The organism is Candidatus Poriferisocius sp., assembly GCF_965219775.1.
Classification (GTDB): domain Bacteria; phylum Actinomycetota; class Acidimicrobiia; order Acidimicrobiales; family Bin134; genus Poriferisocius.
The window spans coordinates 2,558,781-2,578,861 of sequence record NZ_OZ244793.1; the positions used below are offsets into that span (position 1 = coordinate 2,558,781).

Annotated in this window: 20 protein-coding genes; 10 read left to right on the forward strand and 10 right to left on the reverse strand. The window is 69.4% G+C overall.

Translation table 11 applies throughout. The features are described from left to right. Positions 1–52 precede the first annotated feature (52 nt). The gene (locus ACOQPQ_RS11560) at positions 53–1,336 is read right to left on the reverse strand and encodes a cytochrome P450 (protein WP_420639580.1); all 1,284 of its coding nucleotides are present in this window, start codon (positions 1,334–1,336) and stop codon (positions 53–55) included. A gap of 55 nt (positions 1,337–1,391) precedes the next feature. Between ACOQPQ_RS11560 and ACOQPQ_RS11565 the strand changes: the two genes are divergently transcribed. After that, a complete protein-coding gene (locus ACOQPQ_RS11565) occupies positions 1,392–2,699 on the forward strand; it encodes an acyl-CoA dehydrogenase family protein (protein ID WP_420639581.1) in 1,308 nt (435 codons plus the stop codon). A gap of 30 nt (positions 2,700–2,729) precedes the next feature. On the opposite strand, the gene ACOQPQ_RS11570 is transcribed toward ACOQPQ_RS11565, so the two are convergent. Both ACOQPQ_RS11570 and ACOQPQ_RS11575 read right to left on the reverse strand, forming a co-directional pair. Further along, positions 2,730–3,134: a YbaN family protein gene (locus ACOQPQ_RS11570; RefSeq protein WP_420639582.1), complete on the reverse strand. Its 405-nt coding sequence runs from the start codon at positions 3,132–3,134 to the stop codon at positions 2,730–2,732. 55 nt (positions 3,135–3,189) lie between these two features. Beyond that, a complete protein-coding gene (locus tag ACOQPQ_RS11575; RefSeq protein WP_420639583.1) occupies positions 3,190–3,543 on the reverse strand; it encodes a hypothetical protein in 354 nt (117 codons plus the stop codon). A gap of 82 nt (positions 3,544–3,625) precedes the next feature. Here ACOQPQ_RS11575 and ACOQPQ_RS11580 point away from each other — a divergent pair, with 82 nt between their 5' ends. From ACOQPQ_RS11580 to ACOQPQ_RS11590, 3 genes are read left to right on the forward strand one after another with little or no spacing between them, the layout of a single operon-like run. Then, positions 3,626–3,823, forward strand: coding sequence for a ferredoxin (locus ACOQPQ_RS11580; protein ID WP_420639584.1), 198 nt, complete (start codon positions 3,626–3,628; stop codon positions 3,821–3,823). A 13-nt stretch (positions 3,824–3,836) separates the two neighbouring features. Then, the gene (locus ACOQPQ_RS11585; RefSeq protein WP_420639585.1) at positions 3,837–5,000 is read left to right on the forward strand and encodes a cytochrome P450; all 1,164 of its coding nucleotides are present in this window, start codon (positions 3,837–3,839) and stop codon (positions 4,998–5,000) included. Further along, positions 4,997–6,250, forward strand: a complete 1,254-nt coding sequence (locus tag ACOQPQ_RS11590; RefSeq protein WP_420639586.1) for a CaiB/BaiF CoA transferase family protein — start codon at positions 4,997–4,999, stop codon at positions 6,248–6,250. Before ACOQPQ_RS11585 ends, ACOQPQ_RS11590 begins: the two co-directional genes overlap by 4 nt. 62 nt (positions 6,251–6,312) lie before the next feature. Here ACOQPQ_RS11590 and ACOQPQ_RS11595 read toward each other — a convergent pair whose 3' ends face one another. After that, positions 6,313–7,149: an alpha/beta fold hydrolase gene (locus tag ACOQPQ_RS11595; protein ID WP_420639587.1), complete on the reverse strand. Its 837-nt coding sequence runs from the start codon at positions 7,147–7,149 to the stop codon at positions 6,313–6,315. 92 nt (positions 7,150–7,241) lie between these two features. Here ACOQPQ_RS11595 and ACOQPQ_RS11600 point away from each other — a divergent pair, with 92 nt between their 5' ends. The 6 genes from ACOQPQ_RS11600 (at position 7,242) to ACOQPQ_RS11625 (ending at position 14,525) form a co-directional block, all read left to right on the forward strand. Beyond that, on the forward strand, positions 7,242–8,069 hold the full coding sequence (locus tag ACOQPQ_RS11600; protein ID WP_420639588.1) for an enoyl-CoA hydratase-related protein: 828 nt from the start codon (positions 7,242–7,244) through the stop codon (positions 8,067–8,069). A 78-nt stretch (positions 8,070–8,147) separates the two neighbouring features. Next, the gene (locus ACOQPQ_RS11605) at positions 8,148–9,671 is read left to right on the forward strand and encodes an ABC transporter substrate-binding protein (protein WP_420639589.1); all 1,524 of its coding nucleotides are present in this window, start codon (positions 8,148–8,150) and stop codon (positions 9,669–9,671) included. 30 nt (positions 9,672–9,701) lie between these two features. Next, positions 9,702–11,768 carry an ABC transporter permease gene (locus tag ACOQPQ_RS11610; protein ID WP_420639590.1) on the forward strand — a complete coding sequence of 689 codons (2,067 nt, stop codon included), beginning with the start codon at positions 9,702–9,704 and terminating at the stop codon, positions 11,766–11,768. Beyond that, positions 11,765–12,535 (forward strand): ABC transporter ATP-binding protein, encoded by a 771-nt coding sequence (locus tag ACOQPQ_RS11615; protein ID WP_420639591.1) that lies wholly within the window; start codon positions 11,765–11,767, stop codon positions 12,533–12,535. Before ACOQPQ_RS11610 ends, ACOQPQ_RS11615 begins: the two co-directional genes overlap by 4 nt. Further along, positions 12,532–13,305, forward strand: coding sequence for an ABC transporter ATP-binding protein (locus ACOQPQ_RS11620; RefSeq protein ID WP_420639592.1), 774 nt, complete (start codon positions 12,532–12,534; stop codon positions 13,303–13,305). The genes ACOQPQ_RS11615 and ACOQPQ_RS11620 overlap by 4 nt, the downstream gene beginning before the upstream one ends. 14 nt (positions 13,306–13,319) lie before the next feature. Next, positions 13,320–14,525 carry a cytochrome P450 gene (locus tag ACOQPQ_RS11625; protein WP_420639593.1) on the forward strand — a complete coding sequence of 402 codons (1,206 nt, stop codon included), beginning with the start codon at positions 13,320–13,322 and terminating at the stop codon, positions 14,523–14,525. A gap of 8 nt (positions 14,526–14,533) precedes the next feature. Here ACOQPQ_RS11625 and ACOQPQ_RS11630 read toward each other — a convergent pair whose 3' ends face one another. The 6 genes from ACOQPQ_RS11630 to ACOQPQ_RS11655 form a co-directional block, all read right to left on the reverse strand. Continuing rightward, on the reverse strand, positions 14,534–16,039 hold the full coding sequence (locus ACOQPQ_RS11630; protein WP_420639594.1) for an ABC transporter substrate-binding protein: 1,506 nt from the start codon (positions 16,037–16,039) through the stop codon (positions 14,534–14,536). Between the two features lie 72 nt (positions 16,040–16,111). Continuing rightward, on the reverse strand, positions 16,112–17,254 hold the full coding sequence (locus ACOQPQ_RS11635) for a branched-chain amino acid ABC transporter permease (protein ID WP_420639595.1): 1,143 nt from the start codon (positions 17,252–17,254) through the stop codon (positions 16,112–16,114). Positions 17,255–17,309: 55 nt separating this feature from the next. Next, on the reverse strand, positions 17,310–18,257 hold the full coding sequence (locus ACOQPQ_RS11640; protein ID WP_420639596.1) for a branched-chain amino acid ABC transporter permease: 948 nt from the start codon (positions 18,255–18,257) through the stop codon (positions 17,310–17,312). 3 nt (positions 18,258–18,260) lie between these two features. Continuing rightward, positions 18,261–18,974, reverse strand: coding sequence for an ABC transporter ATP-binding protein (locus ACOQPQ_RS11645; RefSeq protein WP_420639597.1), 714 nt, complete (start codon positions 18,972–18,974; stop codon positions 18,261–18,263). A 46-nt stretch (positions 18,975–19,020) separates the two neighbouring features. Next, the gene (locus tag ACOQPQ_RS11650; RefSeq protein WP_420639598.1) at positions 19,021–19,782 is read right to left on the reverse strand and encodes an ABC transporter ATP-binding protein; all 762 of its coding nucleotides are present in this window, start codon (positions 19,780–19,782) and stop codon (positions 19,021–19,023) included. Between the two features lie 52 nt (positions 19,783–19,834). Continuing rightward, positions 19,835–20,056 (reverse strand): hypothetical protein, encoded by a 222-nt coding sequence (locus tag ACOQPQ_RS11655; RefSeq protein ID WP_420639599.1) that lies wholly within the window; start codon positions 20,054–20,056, stop codon positions 19,835–19,837. Positions 20,057–20,081: the final 25 nt, after the last annotated feature.

Genomic DNA, 20,081 nt, shown 5'->3' on the forward strand with positions numbered 1-20,081 from the left:
CCCTACGGCCGGGTCACACCCGCCGGAGGCCCCGCCAGGCCCCCACCAGGAGTCAGACGTCCCACACCACCGGAAGGGTGGCCGGCGCCCGAAAGGCCAGACCGGCGATGGTGGGCAACTCGGCGTCGGGGTCCAGCCGCAGGCCGGGCAGGCGATCCAGCAGGCACTCCAGCACCGCCCGCATCTCCATGCGGGCCAAATGGATGCCCAGACACAGGTGCGGCCCGGTGGCAAAGCCCACGTGGGGCTTGGACGAGCGGAAGATGTCGTAACGCTCGGCGTCGTCCCAGCGGTCGGGATCCCGGTTGGCCGCCCCCAAGCAGGTGTTCACCAGCGACCCGGCGGCCACCGCCGACCCCTCCACCTCGGTGTCCACGGTGGCGGTGCGGGAGATACCCGTCAGCGGCGCCTCCCACCGGATGGCTTCCTCCACCGCGGCCGACACCAGCGACCGGTCGGCCCGCACCGCGTCGAGTTGGGCCGGGTCGCCCAGCAGCCCCACCATCATGTTGCTGGCCGCCCGATAGGTGGTTTCCGCCCCGGCGGGCAACAGCAGCCGGCAGAAGGCGATGATCTCGTCGTTGGTGAGCCGCTGACCGTCCAGCTCGGCGTGGGCCAGCAGGCTGATGAGATCTTCCTGGGGCTCGGCCCGCCGATCCTCCACCACCGGCTCCAGGTAGTCGTACAGCCATTGGGAGGCCGCGAACCCCCGTTCGATCTCGTTGGCCATGTTGGTGATCTCCACCGCCCGGCGGTAGAAGGCGGGCAGGTCGGCCTCGGGCAGCCCCAGGGCGATGGCGATCACGTGAACCGGGAACACGAACATCAACTCGCCCACCAGATCGGCCCGACCCCGGTCCACAAAGGCGTCCAGGTAGTGATTCAGCACCGGCACCACGATCTCGTGCTCCCACCGCTCCATCTCCCGGCGGGTGAAGGCCTGCTGGATGAGCTTGCGGTACTGGCCGTGCTCGGGCTCGTCCATCTCCAAGATGGTGTGACCCATCACCAGGCCCATCGACTCGGCGTAGCCCGCGGAGGAGAACGTGCCCCCGTCCCGCAGCACCGCCTCCACCCCGTCGTAGGAGTACACGTTGACGATGGGCCGCTCACCGGCCAACAGGTCCGACACCGAGGGCTTGCCCAGCCGGGCACCCATGCTGCCGTGGTGAACGGGGCACTCGGCCAACAGTTCGGCGAACACCGGATAGGGGTCGGGCACCTCGTCGGCCCCTTGGGCGTGGTCGAAGGCCTCGAACGGGTCGTAGCCCTCGTCACCGGGTTCGGGGGCCCGGGCCGCCGCCAGTATCTCGCTGGGCGTCATGGCAAACTTCATGACGCCTTAGGGTAGAGCCAACAGAACAAGCCCACCAGGAGAGCGCGGTAATCCCATGGCCATCGATTTTTCCGTCGAACCCGACTTCCAGGAGAAGCTCGACTGGATGGACACCTTCGTCACCGAGGAGATCGAACCCATCGACCTCTACTTCCGGGGCGAGGTCAACCCCTTCGACCGCACCAACGAGACGGCCAACGCCCTGATCCGCCCGCTGCAGCAGCAGGTACAGGACAAAGGGCTCTGGGCCTGCCACCTCGGCCCCCACCTCGGCGGCCTCGGCTACGGCCAGGTGAAGCTGGCCCTCATGAACGAGATCCTGGGCCGGGCGCTGTGGGCCCAGGTGGTGTTCGGCTGCCAGGCCCCCGACTCCGGCAACGCCGAGATCATCGCCCACTACGGCACCGACGAACAGAAGCAGAAGTACCTCCAGCCCCTGCTCGACGGCAAGATCTCCTCCACCTACGCCATGACCGAGCCGCAAGGCGGGTCCGACCCCAACTACTTCACCTGCCGGGCCCACCGCGACGGCGACGAGTGGGTGATCAACGGCGAGAAGTGGTTCGCCTCCAACTACCGCTACGCCGAGTTCATGATCGTCATGTTGATCACCAACCCCGATGTGGCCGTGTACCGGGGCTCGTCCATGATGCTGGTGTCCACCGACACCCCCGGCATCGAGGTGGTCTCCAACGTGGGCCTCGGCACCGAATCGCTGGACGAGGGCGACCACGCCTACCTCCGGTTCAACGACGTCCGGGTGCCCGCCGAGAACCTGCTGGGCGACGAGGGGTCGGGCTTCAAGATCGCCCAAACCCGCCTGGGCGGCGGCCGGGTCCACCACGGTATGCGCTCGGTGGGGGTGGCCCAGCGGGCTCTCGACATGATGTGCGAGCGGGTGCTGTCCCGGGAGACCAAGGGCTCACTGGTGGCCGAGAAGCAGTCCATCCAGCACTGGATCGCCGACTCCTGGATTCAGATCCAGCAGTTCCGCCTCCAGGTGCTCCACTGCGCCTGGCTGATCGACAACGAGGGCGACTACGCCAAGATCCGCCAGCACATCGCCGGCGTGAAGGTGGCCACCCCCAAGGTGCTGCTCGACGTGGTGTACCGGGCCATGCACGCCCACGGCTCTCTCGGGGTGTCCAACCAGATGCCGCTCACCTCCATGTGGCTCTCCGGGCCGGTGATGGGCATCGCCGACGGTCCCACCGAGGTCCACAAGGACACCATCGCCAAGCAGATCCTCAAGAGCCACGCCCCCTCCGACGGCCTGTTCCCCTCCCAGCACCTCCCCACCCGCATCGCCGAGGCCCGTACCTACATCGAGTCGCGCATCGAACACGAGATCGCCAACCTCTGATCCCGTGGGGGCCTCTACCCCCACCAACCCCTACCGCCGGGTCGGCACCCGCCCGAACACGTAGGCCAACCCCAAAGCCCCCAGCCCGATCACCACCCCACGCCACGGCCACGGGTCGAGCAGCAGCCCCGAACTCACGCCCACTGCCACCACGATCATCACCCCCGCCGTGACCTTGGTCCGCCACGGCATTCCCAACCCCGAGCGGTAGTCGGCCACCAGCTTCCCCACCCCCGGCAGCCCCAGCACCCACTGCTCCATGCGCCTGCTCGACCGGGAGAACGCCCCCGCCGCCATGATGAAGAACACCGTGGACGGCAGGCCGGGCACCACCACCCCCAGCGTCCCGATTCCCACGCACACCAACCCCCCGGATGCCCACAGCCCCCGGGCCAGGGGATTGGCGGCCACTTTGGAGTGGCCGACGGCGGCCATTTCGCCGGAATCAGGGCCGCCGGAACCAGGGCCGCCGGAATCAAGGCCGCCGGAATCAGGTCGCAAGTTCGACGAGGTCACTGACGGTCAGATAACACAGCAGGGCGATCACCATCACGTTCACCGTGATCACCAGCCGCCTCAGCCGATGGTCGGACCGCCAGAACCGCCGGATGCTCAACCCGTTGAACACGATGGCCACCAGCCCGATGACCACCCCCAGCACCGGCCCCACCCCTTCGGCCACCCCCAGCACCGGCAGCAGGTAGGGGAACACCAAGTAGGTCAGAAAGCACCGGGTGCCAGACACCAGCATCGACTGGCTGAACCGCCGCTCCGCCGCCCCCGCAACCGCGGCCCCAGCCGCCGCCGCGTCAACCCCTGCTTGCTGGGTTGGCGCCGTCTCCACCGTCACCCCTCCAGTGTCCCACCCCCACCCCCGATGCGCCTCACCGAACCCACCACGCCCCGATGGCCTACTATCCCCAGCAATGCGCATCCGGGTGGACACCGAGCTCTGTCAGGGGCACGGGCGGTGCTACGTGCTGGCGCCGGGGCTGTTCGAGGCCGACGACGACGGCTACTGCCAACCCACCGCCGAGCGCCCCGTGGCCCCGGAACTGGCCGACCAGGCCCGCCGGGCCGAACGCAACTGTCCCGAAGATGCCATCCTGCTGACCGATACCTAACCCAGGAGACCCCATGACCACCTACTCCCTTGACCCCCCCGAGGTTTCCCGTCACCCCCACGGGCTCTACCGGGAGCTGCGCGACGACGCCCCGGTCACCGAGCTGGGGGGCCGTATGGGCCGAGGGTCGCTCACCGTGAGCCGCCACGAGGACGTGGTGGCCGCCCTGCGCACCCCCGAGGTGTTCTCCTCCGATCCCGCCGCCGTGGACATCGGCACCGTTCGCCCCCTGGTGCCCCTCCAGGTGGATCCCCCCCACCACAGCAAGCACCGCAAGGCGCTCGATCCCCTGTTCGCCCCCCGCCAGATCGCCGCTTACGAGCCGCGGGTGCGGGAGCTGGTCCGGGAACTCATCGACCAGGTGGCGGACGACGGCCACTGCAACTTCCACCAGGCCATCGCCGAGCCGCTGCCCTCCACCGTGTTCCTGGAGTTGTTGGGGTTGCCGGTGAGCCGGGTGGACGAGTTCCTGGCCCTCAAGGACGGCATCATCCGCCCGCCGGCCCGCTCCATGGCCGAGCGCCGGGAGAAGGTGGCCGCCACCGGCCAGAAGATCTACGCCGTGCTCGAAGAGGTGGTGGAGGCCCGCATGGCCGAGCGCCAGGACGACTTCTTCTCCACCATCCTGGATGTCGAGGTGGCCGGTGAACCCCTCAGCCGCGACGACGTGGTGGACATCGGCTACCTCTTCTTCCTGGCCGGGCTCGACACCGTGTCGGCCTCGTTGGAGTGCATGATCGCCTTCTTGGCCCAGAACCCCGACCACCGCCGGCGCCTGGTGGACGACCCCGCCGTGATCCCCCACGCCATCGAGGAGCTGCTGCGCCACGAGAGCCCGGTGGCCGCCGTGGCCCGCATCACCGCCGCCGACACCGAGATCAGCGGCTGCCCCATCGCCGCGGGCACCCGCATCACCGCCCTGGTCGGCTCGGCCAACACCGACGAGCGGGTGTGGGACAACCCCCACCTGGTGGACTTCGACCGGGAGTCCAACAAGCACATCGCCTTCGGGGCCGGCGTCCACCGCTGCCTCGGCTCCCATTTGGCCCGTATGGAACTGCGGGTGGCCCTGGAGGAGTGGCACGCCCGGGTCCCCGACTACCGCCTGGCCGACGGCATCGAGCTGCGTTACAGCCAGGGGGTCCGCCAGGTCGACAACCTGGAGCTGGTGTGGTGAGCGCCTCCCCCGACGCCTCCACCAACGCGGCCGGCCTGCCCCTCGCCGGCGTCCGTGTGGTCGAGGTGGCGAGCTGGACGTTCGTCCCCTCCGGCGGGTCGGTACTGGTGGACTGGGGCGCGGAGGTCATCAAGGTGGAGCACCCGGTCACCGGCGATCCCCAGCGGGGCCTCATCACCTCGGGCCTGGTCCCCGGCGGCGCCGGCGGAGTGAACTTCATGATCGAGCAACCCAACCGGGGCAAACGCTCCATCGGCTTGAACCTGGCCCACCCCGACGGGCGGGAGATGCTGCTCAAGCTGGTGGAGACCGCCGACGTGTTCCTCACCAACTACATGCCCCCGGTGCGCCGCAAGCTCCGCATCGACAACGACGACCTGCGGGAGCGCAACCCCCGGATCATCATCGCCCGGGGCACCGGCCAGGGACCGCTCGGACCGGACGCCGAGAAGGGCGGCTACGACGGGGCGTCCTTCTGGGCCCGAGGGGCCATGGGCGTCACCCTGCCCTCCCGCCCTGACGGCTGGCCCATGATGCAACCGGCCCCCGCCTTCGGCGACGTCATGGGGGGGATGGCCACCGCCGGGGCCATTGCCGCCGCCCTGTACCAGCGGTCGGCCACCGGGGAGCCCTCGGTGGTCGACGTGTCGCTTTTGGCCACGGCCATGTGGCAGCTCTCCCCGCTGGTGATCTCGGCCCGGCTCTACAACATGGAGGGCTTCCCGGTGGCCCACCGCTCCCAGGCCGTCAATCCGGGCGTGAACGTCTACCGCACCGCCGACGACCGCTTCTTGAGCTTCATCCTGCTGCAGACCGACAAGCACTGGCCCCAGTTCTGCGAGTGCATCGGCCGCCCCGATCTGGCCACCGACCCCCGATTTGTCGACATGGCCGCCCGAGCCGAGAACAACGAGGCCTGCATCGCCATTCTCGACGAGGTGTTCGGCGCCCAACCCCTGGCCCACTGGAAGGAGGCGCTGGCCGACTTCAAAGGGGTGTGGACCCCGTTCCAGACCCTCAACGAGCTCTACGACGATCCTCAGGTCATCGCCAACGGCTACCTGCCCACCATGACCGCGGCCAACGGCCAGGACGTGCAGTTGGTGGCCAACCCCGCCATGTTCGACGAGCAGCCGGTGGCCGTCGAGCGGGCCCCCGAGCACGGCGAGCACACCGAGACACTGCTGCTCGACGCCGGGGTCCCCTGGGACGACATCGCCGCCATGAAGGAGTCGGGCGCCATTCTGTAGGACCGCCGACGCTCTCCCCGGGCGTCCCGTCGCCCCCCGGTATCCGGCCGGGTACCGGGCAGTCAGTCGTCGAAAAGGGCCGCTGCGATGGAAGCGGCGATGCGCTCGGGTTCCTGCAGGGGGCCGAAGTGGGTCAGATCGTCGAACCGCACCAGCGACCCCGCCGCAAGCCGCTCGGCCACGTACGGCGCCACCATGGCCGGGGGATCGGTGTCGGGGCTGGTGGCCACCGTGACGGTGGCGGCCACCTCCCCCAGCCGGTTGAAGGCGTCGGTCTCGGGGTTCTCGAAGACGGCCGCTTCCACCTCCGGGGAGCACTTCATGGTCACCGTGCGGTCGGGCAGCTCCCGGAAGCCCTCGTCCACGTAGGCCCGCAGCACCCTCGGGTCGAGCAGGCTGAGCGGGGGCCGGGCCGCGTACCGGTCGTAGGCCGCCTGGCGCGAGGCGAAGGTGGCCTGGCGCTTGCGGGCGGTGGTGGCCAGCTCGTTGACCCCGCCGGGGGGGATGACGCCGGGGGGGATCACCACCGGCTCGTACACCCAGGCCCGATCGAAGGTACCCGGTCGGGCCAATTCGGCCTTCAGGATGGCCGCCCCGCCCAACGAGTGGCCGGCCGCCAGCCGGGGAGCGGGCCGCAACACGTCCACCACGGCCAGAACGTCGTCGGCCATACCCGACCAGTGGTAGTCCTCGTCGGGGCCCGAAATGCTGTCGCCGTGACCCCGGAAGTCCATCGCCCAGCACCGGGCCCGCGACGCCAACGCGTCGGCCACCGGCTGCCACGTCAACCCGCAAAAGCCGTTGGCGTGGGTGAACAGCACCGGCGGACCGTCCCCGCCCAGGTCGTGCAAGGCCACCTGGGCCCCCTTGGAGGAGGCCACCAGCACGGGATCGCTCACGGCTGCCTCACGTCAGCCGCCACGTCGAGGCGGCCCGGTTGCCGCGGCAGCGGTGGGGTCGGCCATGGGCTGGCAGGTTACGGTGGGCGGCCATGAGCGACAACATCGTCTTGATCGACAACCCCCGCCCCCACGTCCGGCGCATCACCATGAATCGGCCCGAGAAGCGCAACAGCCTCATCCACCCGTTGCGAGGGGCGGTGCTGGACGCCCTCGCCGAGGCCGACCAGGACGACACCGTCAAGGTCAGCATCGTCTGCGGGGCGGGCCCGTCGTTCTCCGCCGGGTACGACCTCAGCGGGGGCAACGAGGGCTACGAGCTTCCCTTCTACACCCCCGGCGGCGAAGGCCAGTGGCCCCGGCACGTGACCGAAGGCTGGATGAGCATTTGGGACCTGGCCAAGCCGGTCATCGCCCAGGTCCACGGCTACTGCCTGGCCGGGGGCAGCGAGCTGGCCACCGGCTGCGACCTGGTGTACATGGCCGAGGACGCCAAAATGGGCTACCCCGCCGTGCGCTTCGGCGTACCCGACATGCACTTCCACCCCTGGTTCCTGGGGATGCGCAAGGCCATGGAGATGATGCTCACCGGCGACTACGTGTCGGGCACCGAGGCGGTGGAGCGGGGCTGGGCCAACGCCGCCTACCCCGAGGACGAGCTGGCCGACGCCGTGCTCGACATCGCCGAGCGCATCGCCCAGGTGCCCGCCGAGCTGTTGCAGATGAACAAGCGGGTGGTCCACCGCCAGATGGAGCACATGGGCATGCGGTCGGGTATCCGGGCCGGCACCGAACTGTGCGCGCTGGGCACCCACACCCAGGCCATGGCCGATTTCGTGGGGTCCATCAAGAAGAAGGGCCTCACCACCACCCTGTCGGAGCGCGACGCCAAATTCGGCGACTACCGCACCAGCCACTGAGCGCTCCCGCATCGTCCCGGATGGGCCCGGCCCGTTTCGGCTAAGTTCACGGAGCACAGCGACAAGGGGGGATTTCCGATGGCTGCTCGTATGTGGAGGCTGGTGTGGACGGTGGCCGTGCTGGCGGTGGTGGCCACCGCCTGCGGCAACGCCGGTGACGACGATCAGGGCAGCGCCCCCGCCACCCCGGCCGACGCTGCTCCCGAGGCACCGGCCGACGCCTCGGCCGATGAGCCCGCCCCCGACGAGCCCGGCGATCAACCGGCTCCCGAGGCGCCGGCCGATGAGCCCGCCCCCGCCCCCGACGAGCCGGGTGACGAACCGGCCCCGGAGGCCCCGGCCGACGAGCCCGCCCCCGACGAGCCCGAAGAGCCCGACCACCGTCACACGTTCGTGCCCATCGAGGGCGTGCCCGGAGTGAACGACTCGGAGATCAAGGTCACCTCCATCGTCACCATCAGCAACAACACCCTGGGCACCAACATCGCTTCCTACAACGACGGCATCGAGGCCTACTTCAACTTCATCAACGACACCGGCGGCATCTACGGCCGGGAGTTGGTGCTGGCCCACAAGCGCGACGATCAGCTCTTCCAGAACCAGCCCCAGGCCTTGGCCATGGTGGAGGAGGACGACTCGCTGGCCGCCTTCGTGGCCACCCTGCTCTTCTTCGGGGCCGACACCCTCAACGACGCCGGGGTGCCCACCTTCGGTTGGGGCATCCACAACGAGTTCGCCGACCGGCGCAACATCTTCGGCCACATCGCCCCGAGTTGCATCGGCTGCATTCTCATCTCGATTCCCTGGGTGGCCTCGCAGGTGGGGGCCACTCGGGCCGGCATCTTCGGCTACGGCAACAGCGAGAACTCCAAGATCTGCGCCGAGGGCAACCGCGACTCCATCGAGCGCCACGGCGCCGACGCCGGTGGTCTCACCGTGGAGTTCTTCGACACCTCTATCGAGTTCGGCCTCGCCGGCGGGGTCGCCCCGCAGGTGTCGGAGATGAAGGACGCCGGGGTGGACATCATCATCACCTGCCTCGACCTCAACGGCATGCGCACCATTGCCCAGGAGCTGGTCAAGCAGGACTACCGCGACCAGGTGACCATGTATCACCCCAACACCTACAACCACGACTTCGTGGCCGCCAACGCCGACCTGTTCGAGGGCGATTTGGTGTTCACCCAGTTCGTGCCCTTCGAAGCCGACATCGAGAGCGACCTGCAGGAGCGGTTCTTCGAGTACACCGAGGGCATCAAGGTGGAGGAGCAGACCATGGTCGGCTGGCTCAACGCCCACCTGTTCTACGAGGGGCTCCTGGCCGCCGGTCCGGAGTTCGACCGGGCCTCCCTGGTGGACGCGCTCCGCACGTTCGACAACTACAGCCACGACGGCCTCACCAATCCGGTGGACTGGAGCCGCCAGATCCCCCTGCCCAACGACGACCCGGACGCCGACTACAAGTACCGCTGCATCACCGGCGTCCAGATCCGAGACGGCGCCTTCGTGCCTTGGACCGGGGAGCCGGGCAAGCCGTGGTGGTGCTGGGAGACCGTCCGGGAAGACTGGCACGATCCCGAGGCCTTCACCTTCGTGAACTGACGGCCGACACCAGAGGGAAGCGACGCCGCCATGGCCGAGTGGGTGCTGGCCGCCGGGGTGTGGGAGGACACCGTACGGGCCTTCTTCCAAGGCCTGCCGGTGGGCGCGGGGTTCGCCCTGGTGGCCATGAGCTTCGTGCTCACCTACAAGACCTCCGGGGTGTTCAACCTGGCCTTCGGGGCCCAGGCCTTCATCAGCGCCGCCACCTACTTCGAACTCCACAGCCGCCGCGACTGGCCCATCTGGGCGGCGGTGCTGGTGGCGGTGGTGTTGGTGGCCCCGGCGCTCGGCCTGCTGCTGGAGCGGCTGATCTTCCGCCACGTCCACGCCGCCTCGGCGGTGGCCAAGCTGGTCATCTCCCTGGGCCTGTTGGTGGCGCTGCCCGAGCTGTTCAAGCTGGTGGTGGACTACAACCGCGAACAGCCCTTCGGGGCGGTGGGCATCATCCCCGACGGCACCACCGTGTACCGGCTGTTCGGACGGTATCCCGTCACCCGCGACGAGATCGCCGCCTTCGTCATCGTGGTGGCCGCCGCCCTGGCCCTGGCCGCCCTGTTCCGCTACACCCGGCTGGGGCTGCGCATCCGGGCGGTGGTGCAGAGCCCCCGCATGACCGAGCTCAACGGGGTCAACGCCGACTGGGTGTCGTCGGGCTCCTGGGTGCTGTCCAGCCTGTTCGCCGGGCTGGCCGGGGTGCTCTTGGTGCCCACCACACCCCTGTTGGGCACGGTCCTGGAGCCCAGCGGCTACTTCCCCATCGTCATCTCCGCGCTGGCCGCTGCCGCACTCGGCCGCCTGGTCAGCCTGCCCGCCGCGGTGGCGGGCGGCCTCCTCCTGGGGGTGGTCACCACCGAGTTGCGCACGCATCTGCCGCGCGACAACGTGATCCTGAACGAGTTGCGGGGCTCGGCGCTGCCCTACGTGATGCTGTTCGCCATCATCGTGTTCTGGCCCGCCATCCGCCGCCAGATCACCGGCACCGACCCCCTGCTCGGGGTGGCCCCGCCCCCACCGGCGCTGGCCGCCACCGTCCGCAGCCGGGGCATGACCATCTACACCCGCATCATGGCGCTGGCCTTCTTCATCGCCGTGGGGGTGTGGACGTTCGGCTACGCCAACAACTTCTGGATCTCCCGCATCTCCCACGCGGTGATCTTCACCATCATCTTCTTGTCCATCGTGGTGTTCACCGGCCTCGGCGGCCAGATCGCTTTGTGCCAGGTGACCTTCGCCGCCATCGGGGCCTTCACCGCCATGCAGTTCGCCCAGCGTTGGGACGTCTCGGTCATGGTGGGAATGGTGGCCGGGGCGGCCATCGCCGCCGCCGTGGGGGCCGCCCTTTCCGTGCCCGTCATGCGACTCGGCGGCATCTGGCTGGCCATCGCCACCTTGGCCTTCGCCCTGTTCTTCCACGACGTATTGGTGAAGTACGGCTGGGTGGGGGGCTCCTTGTTCCACGGCCGGGGCGTGCCCCGTCCCGAGTTCTTCGGTGTCGACTTCTCCAGCCACAAGAACTTCCTCGTCTTGTGCATCGCCATTCTGGTTTTGGTGAGCGTGCTGGTGATCCTCATCCGAGAGAGCAGCACCGGCATGGCCCTGCGGGCCCTGCGGGGTTCGGAGACCGCGGCGGAGTCCATCGGTATCGTCGCCTGGCGGTCCCGGGTCATCGTGTTCTCGGTGTCGGCGGCCATCGCCGCCATCGGCGGGGGACTGTTGGCCATGGAGGAAAAGCAGGTCAGCTACGAGGCCAACTACGACCCCCAGACCGGCCTGTTCTGGTTGGTGATCGTCGTGGTCCTCGGCGCCCGCACCGTGGAGGGGGCCGCCCAGGCCGGGGCCGCGTTCGTGATCTTTCCCGTGCTGGTGCTCGAACGCTGGCTGCACCTCGACGGGGCCTGGCGGTTCGTGCTGTTCGGCTTCGCCGCCATTACCTTCGCCCGCCATCCCGAGGGCGTGCTCGAACACGGCAAGCGCCGATCGCAGGCCATGATGCAGCGGCTGTTCCACCGACGGCAACCGGCCCCGGCCGGTGCCGCCACCGGCGGCCGCCTCGACCCCGGAGAGGGTGCGCCATCCGAGGTGGGGGAGGGGCCGTGAGCCTGCTCAGCGCCCAGGGCATCGACAAGCGGTTCGCGGGCATCACCGCCCTCGAGGATGTTCACATTGCCGTGGACGAGGGGGAGCGGGTGGGTCTCATCGGCCCCAACGGTGCGGGCAAGACCACGTTGTTCAACTGCCTCTTGGGCCTGCTGCGGCCCGACCGCGGCCAGGTGAGCTTCGACGGCGGCGACATCACCCGGTTGCCGGTGTACCGCCGGGCCCGCCTCGGCATCGGCCGCACCTTTCAGCGGGTGGAGCTGTTCAGCGGGTCGTCGGTGCGCGACCACTTGCTGTTCGCCCACCGGATTCGCCAGGGCGACGGGGCGCTGTGGAAGGACCTCCTCGGCCTCGGCCTGCCCAAGCCCGCCGAGATCGACCGTTGCGACGAGCTGCTGGAGAGCCTCGGGCTCGGCGGCATGGGCGACGAACCCATCGAGGCCCTCAGCCTGGGCCAGAGCCGACTGGTGGAGGTGGCCCGGGCGCTCATGACCCAGCCCCGGGTGGTGCTGCTCGACGAGCCCTCCTCGGGCTTGGACCGGGCCGAAACCACCGCCCTGGCCGACACCCTGGTCCGCATCCAGGCCGAGCAGGGCTTCGGCGTGTTGCTGGTGGAGCACGACGTGGAGTTGGTGGCCTCGTTCACCGAGCGCACCTACGTGCTCGACTTCGGGCGGCTCATCACCGACGGCCCCACCCCCGAGGTCATGGACGACGACCGGGTGCGGGCCGCCTACCTGGGCGACTTGGCGGTGGAGCCGTCATGAGCGATGCGGTGATTTCCGCGGACGCCCGCAACCCGGCCGGGGCCGCCCCGCCGTTGGTGCCGGTGCTGGAGCTGCGCCGGGTGAACGCCGCCTACGGACCGTTTCGGGCGCTGTTCGACGTGTCGTTGACCGTGGGTGAGGGCGAGACCGTGGCCCTTCTGGGTCGCAACGGGGCGGGCAAGACCACCGTGGCCCGGGTGGCCAGCGGCCTGGTGACCCCCACGTCCGGCGAGGTGATGGTCGACGGCAACGACGTCACCGGCGTGCGGGCCCACCGCTACGTCCGCAACGGGGTGGTCCACGTGCCCGAGGGCCGGGCGGTGTTCCCCGACTTCACCGTGGAGGAGAACCTCACCTTGGCCTTCGCCCGCTCCCGCGACCGGACCGGCGTGCGCGACGCCCTCGGCCGGGCCTTCGAGCTGTTCCCCCCCATCGCCCAGCGTCGCCGTCAGATCGCGGGCACCCTGTCGGGGGGCGAGCAGCGCATGCTGGCCATGGCCCGGGTCCTGGTGGAGACCCCCCGCCTGCTCATCGCCGATGAGTTGTCGCTCGGTTTGGCCCCCATCGTCACCGACGAGGTGTATGCCGTTTTGGCCCGCATCCGCGACGCGGGCACCGCCCTGTTGATCGTCGAACAGCACGTCGGCCACGCCCTCTCCCTCTGCGAGCGGGCCATCCTCCTCGACCACGGGGCCATCACCTGGCAGGGCCCGGCCGCCGACGCCATCACCGCCGCCGGGTCCACCCTGTTTGACGGGGGCGGGAAATAGTCAATACTGGGGCCATGAGCACCGAGACGACCGCCGTTGAGTTCGATCCGTTCAGCCGGGACTTCTTCGACGACCCCTACGACACCTACACCGCCCTGCGCGACCATGCCCCCTGCTACTACAGCAAACAGTACGACTTCTACGCCCTGAGCCGGTTCGACGACGTGGTGGCCGGCCATCGGGATTTCGTCACCTTCAGCTCCTCCCACGGGCAGACCTACGAGCAGCTCACCGCCGAGGACCCGCCCATGTTCAACTCCATCATCTCGATGGACCCCCCCGAGCACACCCGCTACCGGAAGTTGGTGTCTCGGGCGTTCACCCCCCGGTCCATCGACAACTACGAGGCCTTGGTGCGCGAGATCATCGGCGACTACCTCGACCCCCTGGTGGGCCGTCGCCGCTTCGACATCCTCGAGGAGTTCGCCGCCCCGTTCCCCATCGAGATCATCTCCACCATCTTGGGGGTGCCCCCCGAAGACCGCCAGCAGATCCGGCACTGGGCCGACGCCATGTTGCACCGGGAGGAGGGCTCGGCCACCGGTGGCGAGGCCGCGGCGGAAGCGGGCATGGCCCAGGGCATGTACCTGTATCAGCTCACTCAGCGCAAGCGAGCCGAACCGGCCGACGACATGCTCACCGCCCTGATCGAGGCCGAGGTGGAAACCGACGACGGAGAGCGCACCCGCCTCGACGACATGGAGATCGCCGGTTTCGGCACCCTGCTGTCCGCCGCCGGCTCGGAGACCGTCACCAAGCTGGTGGGCAACGCCATGGTGTTGTTCCACCGCCACCCCGACCAGTGGGCCAAGGTGCTGGACGACCCCGGAATCCTGGCCAACGCGGTGGAAGAGGTGCTCCGGTTCTGGGCGCCCTCGCAGTATCAGGGCCGCTACTCCATGGTCGACTCCGTCTGGCACGGGGTCACCATCCCCAAGCACAAGCCGGTGTTCTTCATCACCGGGGCCGCCAATCGGGATCCCCGTCGCTACGACGACCCCGACCGCTTCGACATCACCCGCGACCCCGGCCTGGCCGTCGGCCTGGGCCACGGCCTCCACGCCTGTTTGGGTGCCGCCCTGGCCCGCTTGGAGAGCCGGGTGGCCATCGAGGAGATCGCCCGCCGCTGGCCCGACTATCGGGTGGAGGAGTCCGGCCTACGTCGGGTGCAGATGTCCAACGTGGCCGGCTACTCCTCGGTGCCCATCACCGTCCCCTGAAGGAGGCGCTACTGGCCGTAGGTGCCGGTCTCGCCCTCAAAGGAGATGATGTCGCTGATTGGCCGGTAGTAGGCGCCGTCCGCGTCCACCACCAGCTCCTCGATGCGCCCGGTTTCCACCATGTAGGAGTCGTTGGCCCCGTCCATGGTCCGCAGGGCGTTGCCCAGCGCGCCCCGGGACTCGAAGTCCACCTGCCACATGGCTCGCATCACGTTGGTGCGGTTGATGCCGCCGTCCATCTCGGCGGCGTCCATCAGCACCTCGTGCAGAACCTCTCCGAAGATGTAGCCCAGGGCATGGGACTCGGCGTCGGGGTCGACGCCCTGCTCCTCCAGGGCCGACCGCACGAACTGCACCCACTCGTCGTCGGCCAGCGAGGCGTCCGACAGGTCCTTCTGGTTGTTCACCAACCGGATGCCGTTGGCCAGCGGCCCGATGGGCACCCAGAACAGGGCGATGCGCTGGCACCCGTTGGTCACCAGGGTCAGCGGCTCCCACGGCAGGCTGGCCACCGTGGCCACCGCCTGCGGGCAGAACGCCCCCGATGAGGCCACCACCAACACGTCGGCGTTGCTGGCCGCCAGGGTGATCACGTCGGCCCCCACCGAATCGGCCTGGGGGTCGTGCTTGACCTCGTCCACCACCTCGATGCCCGCGTCGGCGGCACAATTGTTGAAGGCCACCCGCCACGCCTCACCGGCGTCGTTGCCCAGGGCCAACACGGCCGCGGTGGCCCCCGCCCCCAGTTCGTCGGCGATGTGGCGGCACCACACGAAGGCCTCGGTGTCGTACGACATCAACGCCCCGGTGGTCCACGGGTAGTTGGTGGGGTCGCCCCACTCGGGCAACCCGGTGAGGTTCAGCAACTGGGGAATGCAGTTCTCGTTCAGCGTGTCGCGCACCGCCAGGTTGTTGGGACTGCCCAGGATCCCGGCGAAGCCCAACAGGTTCTCCACGTCGATCATCTCTTCCACGTTGGTCACCGTGCGGGCCGGCACGTAGGCGTCGTCCCGGCTGACCACCACCACGCTGCGCCCGTCGATCGGGCCGACGTAGTCGAAGTAGAGCTGGATGCCGTCGGCGATGGTGCCGAACCCGGCCAGGGCGCCCGACCGGGGCAGGCTGCTGCCCAAGCGAATCTCGTCGTCGGTCACCCCGGCATAGTTGTCCCACTCCTCGGGGCACTCGGCCATGTCGATGACCGCCCCGCCGCCCAGTTCCACGATGGTCGAGGGCACCTCGGGCTCGGGTGCCGGGGCGGGCTCGTCGGTGTCGCCGTCGCTGTCGGGCTCGGGTGCCGGGGCGGGTTCCTCGGTGTCGCCGTCGCTGTCGGGTTCGGGTGCCGGGGCGGGCTCGTCGGTGTCGCCGTCGTCGTCGGGGGCCGGTGCCGGGGCGGGCTCGTCGGTGGCCGCCGGGGTGGTCGTGGTTCCCGAGTCGTCGTCGTTGCCGCAACTGGTGGCCACCAGCGCGAACACAACGAGCAGACCGAACAGGATTCTCAGAGACTTCGACATGGATTCTTCCCCTTCAGGGTTGGACAACGGGGTGAAGTGGTCAGGCAAGCCTACGCGCCGGCGGCGACAGTTTCAGCGCGGAGGGGGCTGCACCGGCAACAGCCGGGCCTTGAGCCGCCGGAATCCCTGGGCGGCACCACCGGGCAGAGCGAAGGTGATGGCGATCAGCAGCCCCCCCAGGATGGCCGCCCCGTACGGCCCCTCCAGGGCGATGTCCGAACCGGGCAGGGTCTGGGTCTGGCTCGACCAGTGGGGCACGAACTGAATGGCCAGCCCGCCCACCACCGGGCCGTGCAGCGTCCCCGACCCCCCCACGATCAACCCCACGATCAGCAGTATCGCCATCTGGAAGCCGAACTCGTCGGGCCCCACGAACCCCGAGTGCATGGCCAGCATGGTCCCGGCCACCCCGCCCACCGCCGCGCTGATGCCGAAGCTCAGGGTCTTGTAGGCGGCCAGGTTCACCCCGTTGGCCGCGGCGCCCAGCGGGTTGTCCCGCACGGCCACCAGGGCCCGCCCCACCCGGCCCGCCAAAATGTTGCGCACCAGCCAGAAGCACACCGCCGCCATCACCACCAACAGGAAGTAGCCGTACACCGCTTCTTCCTGACGCCCGGTCAGGCCGTCGGGCACCCGTGACCCCACCAGCGGAATGGCGTGCAACCACTCGGTCACGGCATCCAGCGGCGCCCAACTCGGCGCCACCAGGTCGCTGTCGATCAACAGCCCGTTGCTCCCCCCGGTGCGGTCGGCCACCTCGTCCAGCCGGATGATCGACGGGAACACCGCGGCCACCGCAAAGGTCAGCAACCCCAGGTACAGCCCCTGGATGCGCAGCGCCGGGATCCCGAACAGCACCCCGAACACGAACAACCCCGGCACCACCACCCCCAGCGTGGCCACATACGACCAGTGGAACTCGCTCACCAACACCGCGGTCAGATACGCCCCCGACCCCACGAAGAAGCTGTGGCCCAACGAGAGCTGCCCGCTGTAGCCGGTGGCGATGTTCAACCCCAAGATGGCCACCATCAGCCCGATGGCCTGGCTCAGGTTGCCCAACCCCACCGTGTAGCGGTTGCCCAGGATCGTCGGGCTGTAGGTGTCGGCGATCAGAAAGGGGATCAGCACCACGGCCAGCAGGAACAGCGTCCAGCCCACCATCTGGCGCCGACGATGCGAGCGGCTACCGGCCACCACCGCGGTCGCCCTCACCCGACTCCTCCTCGCCCCACCGCGCCCGCGGCCATGGCGCGAGTGACCGCCGCCCTCATACCCGCTCCACTCGGGTCGAGCCGAACAGGCCGGTGGGTCGCACCAACAACACCACCAGGATCACCGCCACCGCGGTGGCCAGGGCCAACTCGCTCAGATCCAAGAACGTCACCAGCAGGTTCCGGGCCAGCCCCACGGCCAGGCCGCCCAGCACCGCCCCCACCATGCTGTCGAGCCCCCCCAGGGCGGCGGCGGCCAACGAGAAGATCAGCACCCGCAACATGATCGACGGCTCCAGCAACAGGTCGGGCACCACCAGCGACCCGCCCAGCGTGCCGATGGCCGCGGCCAGCGCCCACCCGAACCCCAGCGTCGGCCCCACTCGGATGCCCACCAGCCGGGCCGACTCCAGATTCGACGACACCGCCCGAAAGGCCAGCCCCACCTTGGTGCGCAACAACAGGAGCGACAACAGCCCCACCACCGCGAACACCGTGCCCAGGTTGCCGATGGTCCGCCAGGTGAGCTGGGCGATGCCCCACTCGATGGGGGCACCGGAGGGGAACATGCTGGGCAGGCTGCGGGTGCGAAAACCCCACACAATTCCCACCGCCGAGTCGATGATGAGCAACAACCCCAGGGTCACGATCACCAGGGGCAGCACGTGGTCGGGGGGGAAGGGCCGGATGAACACCCGTTCCACGAAGGCGGCCACCACCGCGCTGGCCACCATGGCGCACAGCACGGCCAACGCCACCGGCAGCCCCCGTTCCACGCTCAGCACGTAGGCCAGGTACACCCCCAACAGGGCCAGCGAGCCCTGGGCGAAGTTGATGAACCCGGTGGCCTTGTAGATCAGCACCAGGGCCAGCGCCACCGAGGCGTAGGTGGCCCCGTCGCTCAACCCCCGGAAGAACTGGGCCAGCCACAGCTCCCCGTCCGACAGCTTGTCGAGGGAGATGTCGAACACCCCCAACACCGCGGCCACGTTGCTCACCCCCATCGCTCAGTACCCCAGGTACGCCCGGCGGACGTTGTCATCGGCGACCAACTCCTCCGCCGCCCCCGACAGGGCCACCTCCCCGGCCTCCAGGACGTAGGCCTGGTCGGCCATGGACAAGGCCAGGCTGGCGTTTTGCTCCACCACCAACATGGTGGTGCCCGACTCGGCGTTGATGACGGTCAGATGGTCGAACAGCTCCCGGGTGATCATGGGGGCCAATCCCAGCGACGGCTCGTCGAGCAGCAACAGCGTGGGCCGCAGCATCAGCGCCCGGGCGATGGCCAGCATCTGCTGTTCGCCCCCGCTCAGGCTGCCCGCCGCCTGACGCCGCCGCTCGCCCAGCACGGGGAACAGGCCGTACCACCGGTCGATGTCGGCCCGAACCTCCCCGTCGGTGCGCACGAACCCCCCGGCCTGGAGGTTCTCCTCCACCGACAGTTCGGGGAACGTCCCCCGACCTTGGGGCACGTGGGCCACCCCCCGGCGGACGATGTCGGCGGTGGGCCGCCTCCCGATCTCTTCTCCGGCCAGCTTGATCGACCCTTCGGTGGCCACCATGGCGCACAGGGCCCGCAACGTGGTGGTCTTGCCCGCCCCGTTGGCCCCGAGGATCACCGCGATCTGCCCCTCGGCCACCGTGAAGTCGATGCCGTGCAGCACCTGGATGTCCCCGTAGGCCGCCCGCAGCCCCCGCACCTCCAAGTAGGGCGTGCTCATCGGCGGTGCCCCCACCACTGGATGCGCCCGCGCAGAGTCCGGAGCGTCATTGCTCGCTCCCCAGGTAGGCCTCCACCACCGCGGCGTCGTTTTGCACTTCGGTCGGGGTGCCCTCGGCGATCTTGGCCCCGAAGTCCAGCACCACCACCTTGTGCGACACGCCCATCACCATGCCCATGTGGTGCTCCACCAACAGTAAGGTGAGCCGGTGCCGCTCCTGCAGGCCCGCCAGCACTCCGGCCAATTCGCTCACCTCGGTTTGGGTCAGCCCGGTGGCGGGCTCGTCCAACAGCAGGAGCCGGGGTTGGCCCACCAGGGCCCGGGCCAGCTCCACCCGCTTCAGGGTGCCGAAGGGCAGACCGGCCGCCGGGTGGTAGGCCACGTCGGCGAGCGACAGCTCCTCCAGGGCCTCCCACGCCGCTTGGGTCAGCTCGGCTTCTTCTCGGCGCGACCCCCACCGCACAGCGGCCCGCAGGGCCCCGATCTTGGTGCGGTGGTGGCCCCCCACCATCACGTTCTGCAGCACCGTCATGCCCGGCCACAGGGCCAGGTTCTGAAAGGTGCGGCCGATGCCCAGCCCGCTGATGGCGTGGGCCGGTCGGCGCAGCAGGTCGGCCCCGTCGAACCCCACCGTTCCCTGCTCGGCGTCGTACACCCGGCTGACCACGTTGAACAGGGTGGTCTTGCCCGCCCCGTTCGGCCCGATCAGCCCGCAGATGCTGCCCTCGTCCACGGTGAACGACAGATCCCGCAGGGCGGTGACCCCGCCGAACCGCACCGTGACCCCCGCCACCTCCAACAAGGCCATACGCCCGCGACCCTATCTCGCCTGCCCCTGTCGGGATGACCGAACCGGCCCCTCAGCCCCGGATGAGGCTGGCGATGGCCCACACCACGATCACCGTGCCCACCGCCGTCATCACCACGCTGCGCCCCACCCGGGCGCTCGGTGGGTCGCCGTCGGCGTCCTGACGGGCCCGCTTCGGCCCCTCCGGGTTGACGAGGGCGGCCAGGTTCCCCACGGCCAACGCCCCCCCCAACGCCAGCAACAGGAAGGTGATGATGTCCGGCCCGCCCAGCATGGCTTCAGTCTCGCACCCGGCAGAC